13 protein-coding genes are annotated in these 17012 nt (G+C 35.5%); 7 read left to right on the top strand and 6 right to left on the bottom strand.

Annotated elements, in window-relative coordinates:
- Window positions 1–18 precede the first annotated feature (18 nt).
- From DFQ11_RS04145 to DFQ11_RS04135, 3 genes are read left to right on the top strand one after another with little or no spacing between them, the layout of a single operon-like run.
- Entirely contained in the window at window positions 19–5235 is a 5217-nt protein-coding gene (locus tag DFQ11_RS04145; RefSeq protein ID WP_110474539.1) for a GEVED domain-containing protein, read from the top strand.
- 26 nt (window positions 5236–5261) lie between these two features.
- Entirely contained in the window at window positions 5262–6167 is a 906-nt protein-coding gene (locus tag DFQ11_RS04140) for a PorP/SprF family type IX secretion system membrane protein (protein ID WP_110474537.1), read from the top strand.
- A gap of 22 nt (window positions 6168–6189) precedes the next feature.
- On the top strand, window positions 6190–8109 hold the full coding sequence (locus tag DFQ11_RS04135) for an OmpA family protein (protein ID WP_110474535.1): 1920 nt from the start codon (window positions 6190–6192) through the stop codon (window positions 8107–8109).
- A 65-nt stretch (window positions 8110–8174) separates the two neighbouring features.
- Here DFQ11_RS04135 and DFQ11_RS04130 read toward each other — a convergent pair whose 3' ends face one another.
- On the bottom strand, window positions 8175–8645 hold the full coding sequence (locus tag DFQ11_RS04130) for a CYTH domain-containing protein (protein WP_110474533.1): 471 nt from the start codon (window positions 8643–8645) through the stop codon (window positions 8175–8177).
- 216 nt (window positions 8646–8861) lie between these two features.
- Here DFQ11_RS04130 and dinB point away from each other — a divergent pair, with 216 nt between their 5' ends.
- Complete coding sequence (gene dinB, locus DFQ11_RS04125; RefSeq protein ID WP_110474531.1) at window positions 8862–9959, top strand: DNA polymerase IV; 1098 nt, start codon at window positions 8862–8864, stop codon at window positions 9957–9959.
- Here the strand turns inward: dinB and pyk are convergent.
- The 5 genes from pyk to DFQ11_RS04100 form a co-directional block, all read right to left on the bottom strand.
- Window positions 9956–11395: a pyruvate kinase gene (gene pyk / locus DFQ11_RS04120; protein ID WP_373287843.1), complete on the bottom strand. Its 1440-nt coding sequence runs from the start codon at window positions 11393–11395 to the stop codon at window positions 9956–9958. The two genes, dinB and pyk, sit on opposite strands and share 4 nt — an antisense overlap.
- Before the next feature lie 4 nt (window positions 11396–11399).
- On the bottom strand, window positions 11400–11879 hold the full coding sequence (locus DFQ11_RS04115) for an IPExxxVDY family protein (RefSeq protein ID WP_110474527.1): 480 nt from the start codon (window positions 11877–11879) through the stop codon (window positions 11400–11402).
- Between the two features lie 137 nt (window positions 11880–12016).
- A complete protein-coding gene (rnc, locus tag DFQ11_RS04110) occupies window positions 12017–12754 on the bottom strand; it encodes a ribonuclease III (protein ID WP_110474525.1) in 738 nt (245 codons plus the stop codon).
- Window positions 12755–12761: 7 nt separating this feature from the next.
- Window positions 12762–14012: a beta-ketoacyl-ACP synthase II gene (fabF, locus tag DFQ11_RS04105; protein ID WP_110474523.1), complete on the bottom strand. Its 1251-nt coding sequence runs from the start codon at window positions 14010–14012 to the stop codon at window positions 12762–12764.
- Between the two features lie 10 nt (window positions 14013–14022).
- A complete protein-coding gene (locus DFQ11_RS04100) occupies window positions 14023–14259 on the bottom strand; it encodes an acyl carrier protein (RefSeq protein WP_007137004.1) in 237 nt (78 codons plus the stop codon).
- 182 nt (window positions 14260–14441) lie between these two features.
- On the opposite strand from DFQ11_RS04100, the gene purN reads away from it, so the two are divergent.
- The 3 genes from purN (at window position 14442) to DFQ11_RS04085 (ending at window position 16958) form a co-directional block, all read left to right on the top strand.
- Window positions 14442–15005: a phosphoribosylglycinamide formyltransferase gene (gene purN / locus DFQ11_RS04095; protein ID WP_110474522.1), complete on the top strand. Its 564-nt coding sequence runs from the start codon at window positions 14442–14444 to the stop codon at window positions 15003–15005.
- Between the two features lie 112 nt (window positions 15006–15117).
- Window positions 15118–15759: a ribonuclease H1 domain-containing protein gene (locus tag DFQ11_RS04090; RefSeq protein WP_110474520.1), complete on the top strand. Its 642-nt coding sequence runs from the start codon at window positions 15118–15120 to the stop codon at window positions 15757–15759.
- Between the two features lie 272 nt (window positions 15760–16031).
- Entirely contained in the window at window positions 16032–16958 is a 927-nt protein-coding gene (locus DFQ11_RS04085; protein ID WP_110474518.1) for a PfkB family carbohydrate kinase, read from the top strand.
- Window positions 16959–17012: the final 54 nt, after the last annotated feature.

The following is a 17012-nucleotide window of genomic DNA, read 5'->3' as shown; positions in this document are numbered from 1 at the left end:
TTAACAAACAGAATAATAATGAAAAAGATTACTCTATTTTTAATTATGCTAGGCTTTTTCCTCACGGCGAGTGCACAGTATGATTTTGATCCGATAGTAGGACCTGTCACCGTAGTTTCCGGCGCGAACACTCCTATTAATCTAAACGATGTTGCTAACTCAGTAGGAGTTCCAGCGTCTTCAACAGGAACCTATAGTTCCTTCTCAGTATCTGCTGATTGGGTTGCTGGATCTGGTAACCCATTCTCTAGTGAAGCGGCATTAACGGTTGTAACCACTGCTGGTTCAGTAATAATTGATCCTCCTACAACAGGCGCAGGCACAGGAAATGATACTACCCTTACATTTGCTGGGGAGTTTGCTGGTCCGTATGATCCAACAACTGATGGTTTTATTGATTTAATCTTCGATCAAAGTTGGAGTAATTCTCAAGCAGATTATTCGAATATTGTAGTAACCATATTTGAATCACCTACATGCCTTATTCCAACAGGTATGGAGACTTCAATGCTTACTACAACATCCGCAGACTTAACTTGGACTGCTGGAGATTCAGAAACAGAATGGAATATTGAATATAGCACTACCGATTTTACTCCTGGTAATGGTGAAGAACAAGGAACGACTGCTGTTTCGGGTACTGCCACTGTTTCCCTTACTGATTTAACAGAATCAACAGAGTACTTTGTATATTATCAAGCAAATTGCGGTACTGAGGATGGATTAAGTGAATGGGCTGGCCCATTTGTTTTTTATACCGGATATTGTATTTCTAACCCGAGTTCAAACGATGGTAACGGAATTTCACAAATAGTATTAGGCACCGAGGTATTCCCTTCCGGTGGCGATATTACTTACGAAGATTTTACTGGTACAACAGTAGATTTAGCATCTAGTATTAATACAAATTTGCAAATTACTTTTGAAACAGGATACACGTACAATGTAAACGTTTGGATTGACTTCAATAATGATTTAGTTTTTGATAACGATACTGAACTTGTTTACTCAGGTGAGTCTACAAATGCTAACCCAACAACTCTTGATGCTTCATTCGTAATGCCAGAAACTCCTCTTGGAGTTTATAATATGAGAATAGGAACGGCTGATTTTGGACAAACAACTCCTAATCCATGTTATATAGGTGGTTATGGTGTAACGGCTGATTTTGTTATTAATGTAACAGAGGCTCCTGATTGTGTTCCTCCTTATCAACTAACAGCATCAGATATTTTATATGATTCTGCTTCTCTTAGTTGGACTCAACCTGGTAATGTGACTGAGTGGAATATCGAAATTCTACCAACAGGAACAGCACCAACTGGAATGCCTACAGATAGTAATGTCTCTAACCCTTATACAGTAACTAATTTAGACGGATTAAGTACATACGACTATTATGTACAAGCCATATGTACTGGTGAAACAAGTGCTTGGTCTGGTCCATATACATTTACCACTCTATGCGATGTATTCAGTCCAGATTATATTCAAGCTTTTACCACAATTATCCCAGATTGTTGGGACGAAGCTCATAATGGTGATGAAACCACAGGTCCTTTAGAAATAGGTGGAAGCTCATGGAGCTCTGATGGATTCCTTAATAATGGGAATACTGGAGCTTATAGAATTAACTTATATTCTAATAATAAAAGTGATTGGTTACTTTCTCCATTATTTGATTTAACAGGAGGTCCTTTCCAAGTTGAATTTGATTTTGGAGTTATGAACTACAACAGTTCAACAGCACCAGGAACTTTAGGGTCTGATGACACCGTAAAATTACTAATGAGTAGTGACGCTGGTGCAACATGGACTACTTTATTAACATACGACAATACTTCAGTATTTAGTGCAACAGGAGAGCACCCTGTAGTAGATCTTACGGCTTATGAGGGTCAAATAGTACAATTTGGTATTTTAGCTTCTGAGGGAACAGTAAACGACCCTCAAGATGTTGAAGTTTTTGTAGATAACTTTAGAGTAAGAGGAATTCCTACTTGTACTGAACCTACAGATTTATCCGCAACCAATTTAAGTTTAACGTCTACAGAGGTTACTTGGGTTGAAGCAGGTATATCAACTGAATGGACTATTCAATATGGTGAAGCTGGTTTTGCCTTAGGAACAGGAACATTTATTGAAAACGTTTCAACAAATCCTTATATTATCAATGACTTAACACCTGATACATTTTACGAATTTTATGTACAAGCGATTTGTGGCCCTGGAGATGAAAGTTCTTTTAATGGACCATTCCAATTCTTTACAGGATATTGTGAATCGAATCCTACGAGTAATGATGGAACAGGTGTAGCAAATGTTACAGTTGGAGTAACTGACTTCCCTTCTTATGGTGATGTAACCTATGAAAATCACACGACACCTGTCGTAAATGTTTACCAAGGCCTTGATACAACTGTTGAAATAGAGTTTGCTCATGGTTTCTCACACGATACAAACATTTGGATAGATTTCAATGATGATTTAGTGTTTGATATGACTGAGTTAGTGTTTCAAGGAGAATCTCCAGGTGGAGCCGGACAATTATTAGATGCCTCTTTTGTAATGCCTTTAACAGCACCAATAGGAGAACACAGAATGAGAATCGGAGCCGCTTATAGTGGCCAATCAACTCCGAACCCATGTTACAATGGGTCTTGGGGAACAACTTTAGACTTTACATTAAACGTACAGCAACTTAACTGTACCTTGCCTACTGCAAATTATACAACTGTGGCTGATTGTGACGGAGATCAATACTATATAGAAGTCGATGTTACTGACTTAGGAAGTGCAACATCTTTAGAAATCACTAACACTTATGATGCTGGAACTGTTTTAGTTGAGACAGTAGATACTTACCAAGCGGGACCGTTTCCTTTTGGATCTTCTGTGAAAGCCTTGGTTACGAATATTCAAGATAACGATTGTGTAATCAGCAGTCCTTTATACAATATTATAGCTTGTCCTCCAGAAAATGATAATTGTGTAGACGCTATTACGGCAGTGGTTAATGAATTCGCAAATTGTGATGCCGTAACACCAGGAACTATACTTGCCGCTACACCTTCAGGTGTTCCTAATGGAAGTTGTACAGGTTCACCTAATGATGATGTGTGGTTTACATTTGAAGCATTAAATGAATTACAAATTATTTCATTACAAAATATTCAAAATGGTACCTCTAACTTACATCATGCTGTATACGAAGGTTCTTGTGGTGAATTAACTGAAGTTTACTGTTCTACAGATGACTCTTCAATTACACCGCCTTTAACAGTAGGTTCTACCTATTATGTTAGAGTTTTTAGTGGAGGAAACTTACAAGAATCTTCTACGTTCGATTTATGTATTAGACCTGCACCTTCAAATATTATTTGTGAAAGTGCTGAGAACTTCTGTTCTGTAGGTGGTGCTTTAACAGCTCCTAACGTTATAGGTGTTCCTGGATTTGGGTCAGTTGCATGTTTATACTCTACACCTAACCCAACATGGAATATTATTCAAATAGGTCAATCAGGGCCAATCGAAATTCAAATAGCTCAAGAAGATGAAAATGGTAATGGTATTGACGTAGACTTTGTTATTTGGGGTCCATTTACTTCAGTGTCTGAAGCTTGTACAGATATACTACTTGAGGATTGTCCAACATGTCCTAATAATACATCGAGCCCAAACTTTTACCCATTTGGAAATATCGTGGATTGTAGCTATTCTGCTCAAGCTGTCGAAGATTTAACTATCGACAACGCGCAAACAGGCGAAATATATATGTTATTAGTAACTAACTTTAACGGTGGTGCTGGTAGTATAACTATTGAACAGACTAATATTACAGCTGGAGATAATGGTACTATTGAGGCTGAAATTACCGCTGAAATTGTAAGTGAAGAAGTAATATTCGATCCAACAGATAATCCAACTGTTTTTGAAACAAGTGTTTGTGGTTACGACTCTATTACGATCGAAGCTAATTCACCTTTCGCAGATGAATTTGTATGGTACAAAGACGGGTTTGTAATGGAAGGAGAAACATCTTCTACATTAGTGGTAACAGAATCAGATAATTATCAAGTATATGCATACGATGCACAATGTGGATCTGATGCTTATTCTCAAGTAGTCATTGTTAATTTATATGAAGGTGCTACACCTCTTGACCCTCAAACTCTTGCAGTATGTGATGGACCGGAACAAGATGGCTCCGTAGCATTTGACTTAGATGCTTTTACTGATTCATTAGCTCTTGGTGAAGGTTTTACGGTTAGTTATTACACTAACGTTACTGATGCTAACCAAGCTATTAACGCTGTGTCTTCACCTTATGTATCAACTGGCGAACTATTAATCATTAGAATTGAAGATAGTGCAGCTGCAGAAGATGGGTACTTAGGATGTCGTGAATTGTCATCTGTAGAGCTAATTGTAAATCCTCTACCAGAAATAAATCAACCAGTAGACTTTATTGTCTGTGATGACCTTGACGGCGTCGTTGACGGTATTACTGAGTTTGATTTAACATCGATAGATGCAGAAATCACTACTGATGCTAATATTCAAATCACATACCATACATCTCAAGAAGATGCTGAAAATGGGAATGCAGCTATAGCGAGTCCATATTCAAGTGAAGGAGAAACTGTTTACGTTAGAGCTCATAACTTAGAAACGGGCTGTCATACAACAACATCATTTGATTTAGTTATCAATGACGTTCCATTAGCAGAATTTAATCCAGAATTAAATTATGTGGTTTGTCCTAACGCGACATCTCCAAATGTGATAGATATCATCCCTTCTAACTTTACGGCAGAAGAAGTATCCGTGTCTTGGACACTAGATGGAAGTCCAATATCTGGAGGAAGTGGTTTAACATTTGGGGTATTATTAGCAGGAGATTATACAGCAACCATAACCTTTAATGAAACCGGTTGTTCTAATACATTAGCTATTGAAGTTACAGAACTAGAAAACTGTGTAATACCACAAGGTATCTCACCAGGCGTTACACCAGGACAAAATGATGTATTCGACTTAAGTAGTTATAATGTTACTAAGCTGGAAATTTTTAATAGAAACGGTACTTTAGTATATTCTAAGAAAAATTATACTAATGAATGGTATGGTCAAACTAATGATGGCGACGAGTTACCAGTTGGAACATATTTCTACACTATGGAATATGAAGGTGGTACTAAGACAAGATCGGCTTGGGTATATATTAACAGATAATCAACTAACAGAATCAACTTTATATAATGAAAAAACTCTCTATTATAGTGGTTTTGCTTATGGCATTTCAGATGCATGGGCAACAAGACCCTCAGTACACGCAGTACATGTATAATATGAATATAGTCAACCCTGCTTATGCTGGGTCAAAGGAGAACCTCTCCTTTGGACTATTGTACAGAAATCAATGGGCAAGAATTGATGGTGCACCAGAAACTGGTACATTCTTCGGTCATTCGCCGCTGGGAAATAATCTTGGATTAGGTGTATCTGTAATTTCAGATCACATTGGACCAGTAAATGAAACAAATGCTTATGTCGATTTATCATATACTCTTAGGCTAGGAGGTGAACATAGATTAGCATTTGGTGTGAAAGCTGGAGCGACTTTCCACGATATCGGACTGTCAGGTTTAGATTTAATAGACCCAGCCGATCCATTTTTCGCAAATGATATTAGTGAGGTAACTCCTAATATTGGAGCAGGCTTCTTTTACTATACCAACAAGTATTATTTAGCTCTATCTGTACCTAACTTATTATCATCTGTTCATTTAGATGCTAATGGGTACAAAATAGGTTCTGAAACACAGCACTATTTCTTAACTGGTGGTTACGTGTTCGACCTATCTGAGAACACCGAGTTAAAGCCTTCATTTATGGTGAAGTCTGCATTTGATGCACCAACATCTTTCGATGTTAATTTAAACGCTAGATTCTATAAGAAATTTGAAATTGGTGCTTCATATAGGTTAGATGATTCTTTTTCAGGATTAGTTAATTTTGCATTAACACCAGCAATTAGAATTGGCTACGCATATGATGCAGTATCATCTGATATTAAAGCCTATGCACCGGCATCGCATGAGATCATGTTGTTATTTGATCTTAATTTCGCAAAACGTGTTTCACGTTCACCTAGATACTTTTAATCACAGTTAAGCTAAAACAATTATGAAAAACTTTAAAACATTATTATTTATTACGTTGATGAGTAGCTTTTGCTTAACTGCTCAGAATAAAGACACTCAAAGAGCAGATAAACATTTTGCTAGATATGAGTTTGTTAAAGCAGCAGAAAGCTATAATAAGTTAGTTGAAAACGGAAAAGGAGATGCTTATGTATACAGCCAATTAGCAGAAAGTTATTATAATATTTTCGATACTCAAGCTGCTGAACGTTGGTACGCAAAAGCATTAGAATCTTCGGATAAGCCAGAAATGATCTATAGATATTCTGAAATGCTTAAAGCTAATGGTAAATATGAGGCTTCTAATCAACAAATGAAGCGCTTCGCTTCAATGAGACCAGCAGATGCCAGAGCTATTGCATTTAACAAGAATCCTGACTATTTACCTAAAATTTTAGAACAAGGTAAAAAGTTTAATGTTCAGAATGCACCTTTTAACTCAGAGCAATCTGATTTCGGTGGAACATTACATGATGGAAAGTTATATTTTGCATCTGCTCGTAATGATAGTAGAAAGACTTACGGATGGAACGAAGAACCATTTTTAGATATTTACTCGGTAAGTAAGAATACTGATGGTACATATTTAGAACCAGAATTAGCTAATAGTACTCTAAACACTAGACACCATGAAGGCTTAGTATCTATTACTCCTGACGGTAAGACTATGTTCTTTTCAAGAGAAAGTTATTACGAAAAAGATTACGAGAAGGATTCTTTAAGCACTACTCGTTTTAGTCAAATCTATTTATACAAAGCGACTAAAGTAGGTAATGATTGGGATACTGTAGAGAGTTTACCATTTAACAGTGAAAACTATACAGTTAAAAACCCTTCTGTTAGTTCAGACGGAAAGACTTTATATTTCTCTTCAAACATGCCAGGCGGTTTTGGAAGCTACGATATTTATAAAGCACCTATCAATGATGATGGTACTGTTGGAGAACCAGTTAACTTAGGTCAAAAAGTGAATACGGAAGGACAAGAGATGTTCCCATATATTAGTAGTGATAACACACTTTATTTTTCATCTACTGGGCATTTAGGCTTAGGTGGTTTAGATGTATTCTATACAAAAGAAATAGATGGAAAATTTGCACCTATTCGTAATGCTGGTATTCCAATTAATAGTAATTCAGATGATTTTGCTTTTACTATTGACGAAGAAACTGGTGAAGGATTCGTTTCATCCAATAGAGCAGGTGGTAAAGGAAGTGATGATATCTACATATTTAAAAAACTTCAACCTTTATGTGATGTGTTAATTACAGCCACTGTTTTAGATGACACAACACGTGAACCATTAAGTGGAGCAACGGTTTCTTTGCACGATTCGCAAGGCAATAAAGTAGTTACTAAAACTACAAACGCCGAAGGTATCGCTGAATTTATCGTAGAGTGTGAAGAGGATACGGAATTAGAAGTTGTTATGGACGGTTTTGATAGCAAGAAAGTCTCTGTTAAGGGATCAAGCGAAGAAGAAACTGACGTTCAGATTTCTTTAGATCCTATTGAGAAATTGATACTTGCTGATAACATTGATTTAGAAACTATCTACTTCGATTTCGACAAATCTAATATCACCGCTGCTGCAGCTTTTGAATTAGATAAATTAGTTCAAATCATGCAGAAGTATCCTGAATTAGTTATAAAAGCAACATCACATACAGATAATAGAGGTTCTGAATCTTATAATCAAGGACTTTCTGATCGTAGAGCTAAAACTACAGTTCAGTATGTGATTTCTAAGGGAATAGATGAGTCTCGTATCTCTGGTGAAGGGAAAGGAGAGTCTGAACCAAAAGTAGATTGTTCTTCTGGTTGTACAAGAGAACAACATGCAGAAAACAGACGTTCAGAATTCCTAATAGTAAGTGGAGGAACACAAGAAGTCAAAGAATAAGAATAATAACCAACCAATTATTCACCAATAGAGCCTATTCCTTTAAAAGAATAGGCTTTATTTTTTTACCATTCCGAATATGGTGTTTTGCTTAACTGAGAATTAAAATATTTTAAATCGCCCGTCACCTCTTTTCCTAGCCATTCTGGCTTTTCAAAATGTTCATCTTCTGATGATAATTCTACTTCAGCCACTATCAACCCATAATTATCATCTAAAAACACATCTATTTCAAAAATATGTTCATCATATTTTACTTCGTATCGTGTTTTATTTATTATTCCTTGTTCGCAAAGTTTTAGAAGTTCCTCAGCTTCTGAACCTGATATTTCTTTTTCCCATTCATAACGAGAAATTCCATTGAATTTTGATTTTCCCTTAATTGTCAAATAACCCTGGCCGTTTTTCAATCTCACACGAACAGTACGTTCTTTATGACTATTTAAAAAGCCCTGTTTTATAGTGTATTTATTAAAAGCTTCGTTTTTAAAATCTTCTGATTTTACTAAAAATTTACGTTCTATCTCTATATTCATTTTTGAAGAATTTTCTTAATTCTATTGGATGGACTAGCACTTGGGGCTTCAAATTTATTTGTTACTAAATTCATCATTCCTGCATCTATAATTTTATCCTAAATCGTTTTATACTTGGCTAGATTACCTATTAAAAGTCGAATTATAAATACCATTATATTCCTGATTTACTCCTATATTTAATTGTCTTTGATAAAGATATTATAAATTTGAATGATGGACGCGCCTTTCCCAATTAGAAAAATAATCCATGTAGATATGGATGCCTTTTATGCTTCTGTGGCTCAAATGGATTTTCCCGAATTGCAAGGGAAAGCTATTGCCGTAGGTGGCGGTGGTACGCGTGGCGTTGTGAGCGCTGCGAGTTATGAAGCCCGTAAGTTTGGTGTTAAAAGTGCCATGTCCGGAAAATTAGCTATAAAATTATGTCCAGAACTTATCTTTGTAAAAACTGACTTCGAAAGGTATAAAGAGATTTCTAATCAAATTAGAAAGATATTCTATGATTATACCGATTTAGTTGAGCCCTTATCCTTAGATGAAGCTTACTTAGATGTCACAGAGAACAAAATAGGCCTTCCTAGCGCCTCTTTAATTGCTAAAAAGATAAGACAACGTATTAATGACGAAGTTGGCTTAACGGCCTCTGCTGGCATATCCATTAATAAGTTTATCGCAAAAGTAGCCAGTGATTACAATAAGCCAAATGGACAAAAAACGGTAAACCCAGAAGAGGTTTTAGAATTTTTGGAAGCCTTAGATATTCGCAAATTTTATGGTGTTGGTAAAATCACCGCCGAAAAAATGTATCAACTAGGTATTTTTACTGGGAACGACCTAAAATCCAAACCTTTAGCATATCTAGAAGAACATTTCGGCAAATCAGGTAGGTTTTATTACGATGTGGTTAGAGGCATTCACCATAGTGAGGTAAAACCTAACCGCATCAGAAAATCCTTAGCCGCAGAACGTACTTTTAGTGAAAACCTATCATCAGAAATTTTCATGATTGAAAAATTAGAGCATATCGCCGAAGAAGTCTCTAAACGATTACTTAAAAGTAAAGTCGCCGGTAAAACGGTCACATTAAAAATAAAGTATAGTGATTTCACTCTTCAAACTAGAAGTAAAACGCTACCCTATTTTGTAAGTGATAAAAATGTCCTTTTAGAAACCGCTAAAGATTTATTATACCAAGAAAAATTAAATAACTCGGTGAGACTATTAGGTATATCTTTATCTAATTTAAATACAGATTCAAAGGTATCAAAAGCTAAAGATGCCGTAAGTGTTCAACTCAAATTCGAGTTTTAAAAACTACAACTTTCAATCTCTGTAACTCTTAATGTGTTTACCATACCTTTATCTTGAATTGGCATAGCCGCTAAACTAATAAGCATGTCTCCAACTTCTAAATAACCTTTTTTACAAGCTATATTATTGACATCTTCAATGGTTTCATCCGTACTTACAAACTTGTCATAATAAAATCCTGTGACACCCCAAAGTAAACTTAACTGTGTTAATATACGTCTGTTCGATGTGAATACCAAAATGTGAGCTGATGGTCTCCAAGCTGAAATTTGAAAAGCTGTATAACCACTATTAGTCAATGTAGAAATAGCTTTAGCATTAATTTCATTCGCCATATTAGCTGCGTGATAACAAATAGCTTTCGTGATATAGCGTTTAGTTCGAATATGAGGAGGTGATTGTGGCACTTCTATAAGTGGCGAATCTTCAACACTTCGAATAATATTCGCCATCTGACGAATTACTTGTACAGGATATTGACCAACAGAGGTTTCACCAGATAACATTACCGCGTCTGCTCCATCCATGACAGAGTTTGCTACGTCATTTACCTCAGCACGTGTTGGTGTTAAACTTGTAATCATAGTCTCCATCATTTGAGTCGCAATAATTACAGGAATACGAGCACGTTTAGCTCTAAGCACTAACTTTTTCTGAATTAACGGGACTTCTTCTGCAGGAATTTCTACACCTAAATCGCCACGAGCTACCATTAAACCATCACAATAAGCAACGATTTTATCAATATTCTCAACCGCTTCAGGCTTTTCAATTTTCGCTATAATGGGAATTTTATGATCACTATGTTCACTAATTAGTTTTTCAAGCTGCATTAAATCTTCTGCATGACGCACAAATGATAAGGCCATCCAGTCCACTTTTTGACCAATAGCAAAAATAGCATCTTCTATATCCTTTTCCGTTAAAGCAGGTTGTGAAATGTTAGTGTTTGGTAAATTAACGCCTTTCTTTGACTTTAAAGGACCTCCCTGAATAACTCTTGCTTTAACTTCTGATTTCTTATCGGTAGAAACCACTTCGAAAATTAATTTACCATCATCTAAAAGAATTCGTTCTCCAGGTTTGGCATCTTGAGGAAAATTGTCATAAGTCATATAAACACGTTCTTTTGTGCCCTCAAAACGTTTCCCAGTCGCAAAAATAATTTCATCACCCTCATTAACAAATACCTCGCCCTTCATAGTACCTACACGTAATTTTGGCCCTTGAAGATCCGCTAAAATTGATGCGTTATAACCAAACTCTTCGTTCAGTTCTCTAATCATTTTTATACGCTCCTCTACATCTTTGTAATCGGCATGAGAAAAATTGATTCTAAATACATTAGCACCTTCGTCCAACATGGCTTTTAATACTTCTTTCGTACTTGTTGCTGGTCCTAATGTGGCTACTATTTTTGTCTTTTTACTTATCATCAATCTAAAAAATTAAATTGTCTTTCGACTTTATTTTTAACGGATCTACCGTATAACTTGTTATTATTTGTGGTATGGCTTGTAATCTACTTAAGATAGTTTTTTCATCCACACTTTGAATCTCTTCTGAAATTTTTAAAAAAAAATCTACTTTCTTGTATTCTGGAATTAGATGGAAAGTTTTCAATACTTTGGAATTATCACTAAATAAAGTACCTGAGCTATACAAACTATCCTCTTCCTTTTGACAAACATTGGAGACCAAATTCCATTTGACATACTCCGTGTCATTATACCACTCAAAAAGACTGTAAGAAGACTCCAAATACTTGAAGTCCAAATCATTTTCTGTGCGTCTTAACTTGAGATTTATATACTTATTGAGTAAATAAGCTATTCGATAATCTTCTAATCTACAATGAATTGCAATAAGTTTATAGCTTTCGTCGTAAAAATCATCTAATATAAGCTTGTGTAAAGCCATACAAATATAACTTTGAATGGTAAATATAGCATTTTAAAAAATGAAAATTATTAAGAATAGGTTAATCTTAAATTTTAAAATAAACGAAATCGATGTAGTTGAATACCCCTTAGCTTAAATCTGAATTTTCAAATCAATTAAGACTTTGTTATTCGCTCTTGAAGCGCAAAAAATGCTCGCTTTGAAGCTTTTTCTTCTGCCTTTTTCTTAGAGGTAGCTCGTGCTTTAGAAATGACCTTATCATTGATAATCAGCTTCACCGAGAAGTGTTTTAATTCGTCATTACCCGTATCTTCATAAATCTGATAATCAAATGTGTTTTTCTCTTTTTGACACCATTCAATAAGTAAGCTCTTATAGCTAATGACCTTTCCCTCTAAGGCCTCAATATCTACATGAGGATTTATTACACGTTTATAAACAAACTTTTCGCAAGCCTTATAGCCTCTATCTAAGTATATAGCACCCACTAAGGCTTCGAACAAATTACCATGAATATTGCTACCAAAATTAGATTTTGGTATTTTACTTTGAACTAAATCAATAAGACCTAATTCTTCACCTAATTTATTGAGATGTTCTCTACTGACAACTTTAGAACGCATTTTAGTGAGATAACCTTCATCACCATGTGGTACTTTTTCATAAAGATAACCAGCAATGACTGAACCAAGAATAGCATCACCAACAAACTCTAAACGCTCATAATTCATAGCGTTTCCTTTTTCGTCCGTAAGGTTCATTGAACGATGTGTAAATGCAGTGATATAAAGAAACTTTGACTTAGGTTTAAAGCCCAAAATTTCCTTAAGTTGTAAAAAAAAATTCCCGTCCTCTTGAGAGCGGGAATTTAATATGTTACGAATGAAGCTCATTCGGGATTTAATCTAATTTTTTAAATAATACGCAGGCGTTGTGACCGCCAAATCCAAAGGTATTACTCATTGCGACTTTAATATCTCGTTTCTGAGCTTTATTGAGGGTTAAATTTAATTCGGGATCTATGTTTTCGTCAGCTGTTTCGTGATTAATTGTTGGAGGAACAATACCATGTTCCATCGCTAGTATAGAAGCAATAGCCTCAATAGCTCCAGCAGCACCTAACAGGTGACCTGTCATAGACTTTGTTGAATTAATATTAATGTTCTTAGCATGGCTTCCAAACACTTCTGATATAGCTTTTAATTCGGCAACATCACCTAAAGGTGTCGATGTACCGTGTGTATTAATATGATCTACATCTCCTGGTTTTAAACCTGCATTCTCTAAACAATTTTTCATCACCGCTACAACACCTATTCCATCAGGATGTGGTGCCGTCATATGATACGCATCCGAAGATAAGCCTCCACCTACAACTTCTGCGTAGATTTTCGCTCCTCTTGCTTTTGCATGTTCATACTCTTCTAAGACAATCGCTCCTGCCCCCTCACCTAATACAAAACCATCACGGTTAGCATCAAATGGTCTTGAGGCTGTTTGAGGACTTTCATTTCGAGTACTCATAGCATGCATAGCATTAAAACCTCCCATACCAGCTATAGTAACTGCTGCTTCACTTCCACCTGTAATAATCACGTCGCAAGACCCTAAACGAATAGTGTTTAATGCGTCGATCATTGAGTTGGCAGAAGAGGCACATGCTGATACTGTGGTATAGTTTGGTCCCATGAAACCATATTTTATAGATATGTTTCCTGGTGCTATATCCGCAATCATTTTGGGGATGAAGAATGGGTTAAATCGTGGAGTTCCATCACCAGCGGCAAAGTTTAACACCTCATCCTGAAATGTTTCTAAACCACCTATTCCGGCTCCCCAAATGACTCCTACTCTTAATTTGTTTAGTTTATCAAGATCAAGTTTTGAGTCTATAATAGCTTCATCTGAAGCCACCATTGCGTACTGCGAAAACTTATCCATCTTGCGCGCTAACTTCCTATCAATAAAGTCAGTAACCTCAAAGTTTTTTATTTCACAAGCGAATTGTGTTTTGAACTTCTCAGCATCAAAATGTGTCACGGGAGCAGCACCACTCTTGCCACTAACAAGAGCATCCCAATATTCATCTTTGGTATTTCCTATTGGTGTAAGTGCACCTAAACCTGTAACTACGACTCGCTTTAATTCCATAAAAATTGAATTATTTTTTCGCCTCCTCTATATAAGAAATAGCTTGACCAACTGTTGCAATATTTTCAGCTTGATCGTCTGGGATCTGAATATCAAATTCTTTTTCAAATTCCATTATCAATTCAACAGTATCTAATGAATCCGCTCCTAAATCGTTTGTGAAGCTTGCTTCAGTTACAACTTCGTTTTCATCAACACCTAACTTGTCTACGATAATCGCTTTTACTCTTGATGCAATGTCTGACATAATTTTTTAATTTTAAGTTTTAATTAGTAGGCAAAAATAAAAAACTTTATTTTAAAAAACACCTTTACCGATAAAATGTGCAGTTAATTACTGAAAATCGATAGAAGTATTTGATTTTAACCTCTAATTGTTAATTATTATTCTTTTTTTTGTTCGAATATAAGAAACAAATATAACTGTAAATGAAACGTATTGTAATTTTTGCGTCCGGAAGTGGATCTAATGCTGAAAATTTAATTAAGTTTTTTCACAACAGCGATAATGCGTCTGTTATTCAGGTTCTAACTAACAATCCTCGTGCCAAAGTTTTAGATCGATGTAAAAACCTAAATATAAGCGCCTTATCTTTCAATAGAATAGCATTTACAAAGACCAATGATGTTTTAAATATTTTAAAAGCTACACAACCCGACTTAATTGTCTTAGCTGGATTTTTATGGAAATTTCCTGAATTCATATTAAAAGAGTTTCCGAATAAAGTAATTAATATTCATCCTGCCTTATTGCCAAACTACGGAGGAAAAGGAATGTACGGAATGAATGTTCATGAAGCAGTGGTTAAAAATAAAGAAAAAGAAACAGGAATCACTATTCACTATGTAAATGAGAATTATGATGAAGGCGCTGTTATATTTCAAGCAAAATGTGATGTTTCAGCAAACGACACGGCCGAAGATGTCGCTGAAAAAATTCATTTGTTAGAGATGGAGTATTTTCCGAAGATTGTGGATGAATTATTAAAATAGACGACCTGTTACTTCGAGTACAGTTAAATGTCTCAGAGAGAAATTAATCATAATATAGATTCCTACCATCGTAGGAATAGTAAAAAGACACTCACTTTTGTGAAGACTAACGATGTCTAAAAAGAAAAAGAAATATTACGCGGTTTGGAAAGGTCATAAGACAGGAGTCTTCGACTCTTGGAACGACTGTAAAGCTCAAATTAAAGATTACGAAGGCGCCCAATATAAATCCTTTACTACTTTTGCCGCGGCTAAAGAAGCTCTTAAGGGTAATTATTTTGACTATATAGGAAAGAATAAATCCTTTAAAAGCGATCTTTCTAATGAACAACTCAAAAAAATTGGTCAACCTAACTACCATTCTATTTCGGTAGACGCTGCTTCAAGCGGAAATCCAGGCATTATGGAGTATAGAGGCGTGGATACTAAAACAAAAAAGCAACTTTTTATTCAAGGTCCGTTTGAAGAAGGCACCAACAATATTGGAGAATTTTTAGCTTTAGTTCATGGCTTAGCATTTCTCAAACAACATAATAGTGACAGAATAATGTATACGGACTCAAAAACAGCAATGAGCTGGGTTCGAAAAAAAACATGTAATTCTAAACTTCCGCGAAATGCTAAAAATAAACCAGTATATGATTTGGTAGATCGTGCCGTGCAATGGCTAAAAACAAATGAGTATTCTACGACGATTGTAAAATGGGAAACCAAGGCCTGGGGAGAAATTCCTGCTGATTTTGGAAGAAAATAATTCTAGCAGTTGTAGCTTCTTGTCGTATTTCACAAAGAATTATTTGATGAAATCTACTCTTAATAATCCACAAGCTTAATTGGTGACACCTTTATTTTTTTTCTAAAAATTACTCATTGTTGAATTGAATGTTTGATGTACCACCTTTAAAATCCTAGTTTAATTATTAAAGGATCTAAATTGTCTTTTTTCAATTTCTAGTTCAAGTTCAATTTGGGTTTCAATTTCAATTATATTTCACGTACTTTTGCACCGTAATTCAAAATTCTTTTATGAGTAAATTAGTGATTGTTGGTACGGTAGCCTTTGATGCTATTGAAACACCATTCGGAAAAACAGACAAAATCTTAGGTGGCGCTGGAACTTTTATAGGTCTTGCTGCATCGAATTTTAATGTCGATTCTGCTGTAGTTTCTGTAGTTGGGGGCGATTTCCCTCAAGAATATTTAGACTTGATGTCTGACCGAAATATTGATGTTTCTGGAATAGAAATCGTTAAAGATGGTAAGACCTTCTTTTGGAGTGGTAAGTACCACAACGATATGAACTCTCGCGATACCTTAGCCACCGAATTAAATGTACTTGCAGATTTTGAACCTGTAGTTCCTGAGAATTACAAAGATGCTGAAGTGGTTATGCTAGGTAACTTACATCCTTTAACACAAATGAGTGTTTTAAATCAGATGGCCAACAAGCCAAAGTTAGTGATTTTAGATACCATGAATTTTTGGATGGATTGCGCATTAGAAGATTTACACAATACTATTAAGCATATTGACGTTATAACTATCAACGATGAAGAGGCGAGACAATTAACTGGAGAATACTCTTTAGTTGTTGCCGCTAGAAAGATTCATGAAATGGGTCCTAAATATGTTGTAATTAAAAAAGGAGAACACGGCGCTTTATTATTTCATGATGATAATGTGTTTTACGCTCCTGCACTTCCTTTAGAAGAAGTATTTGATCCAACAGGTGCTGGAGATACCTTCGCTGGTGGATTTGCTGGCTATCTGGCAAAAACAGGTGACTTCTCATTTGAAAATATGAAAACAGCCGTAATATATGGTTCTACTTTAGCCTCCTTTTGCGTCGAGAAATTCGGCACAGAACGAATGCTTAGTTTAACGGACAAAGAAATTTATAATCGATTAGACCAATTTAAAAGTCTAACCCAATTTGATATTGAACTATCATAAACCAACGCGCTCTAAACTGAGCGCGTTTTTTTATTTTATAATAACACAACTAAC

It is taken from the genome of Winogradskyella epiphytica (genome assembly GCF_003217215.1).
Taxonomy (GTDB): domain Bacteria; phylum Bacteroidota; class Bacteroidia; order Flavobacteriales; family Flavobacteriaceae; genus Winogradskyella; species Winogradskyella epiphytica.
This window is presented reverse-complemented; position numbering and strand designations above follow the sequence as displayed.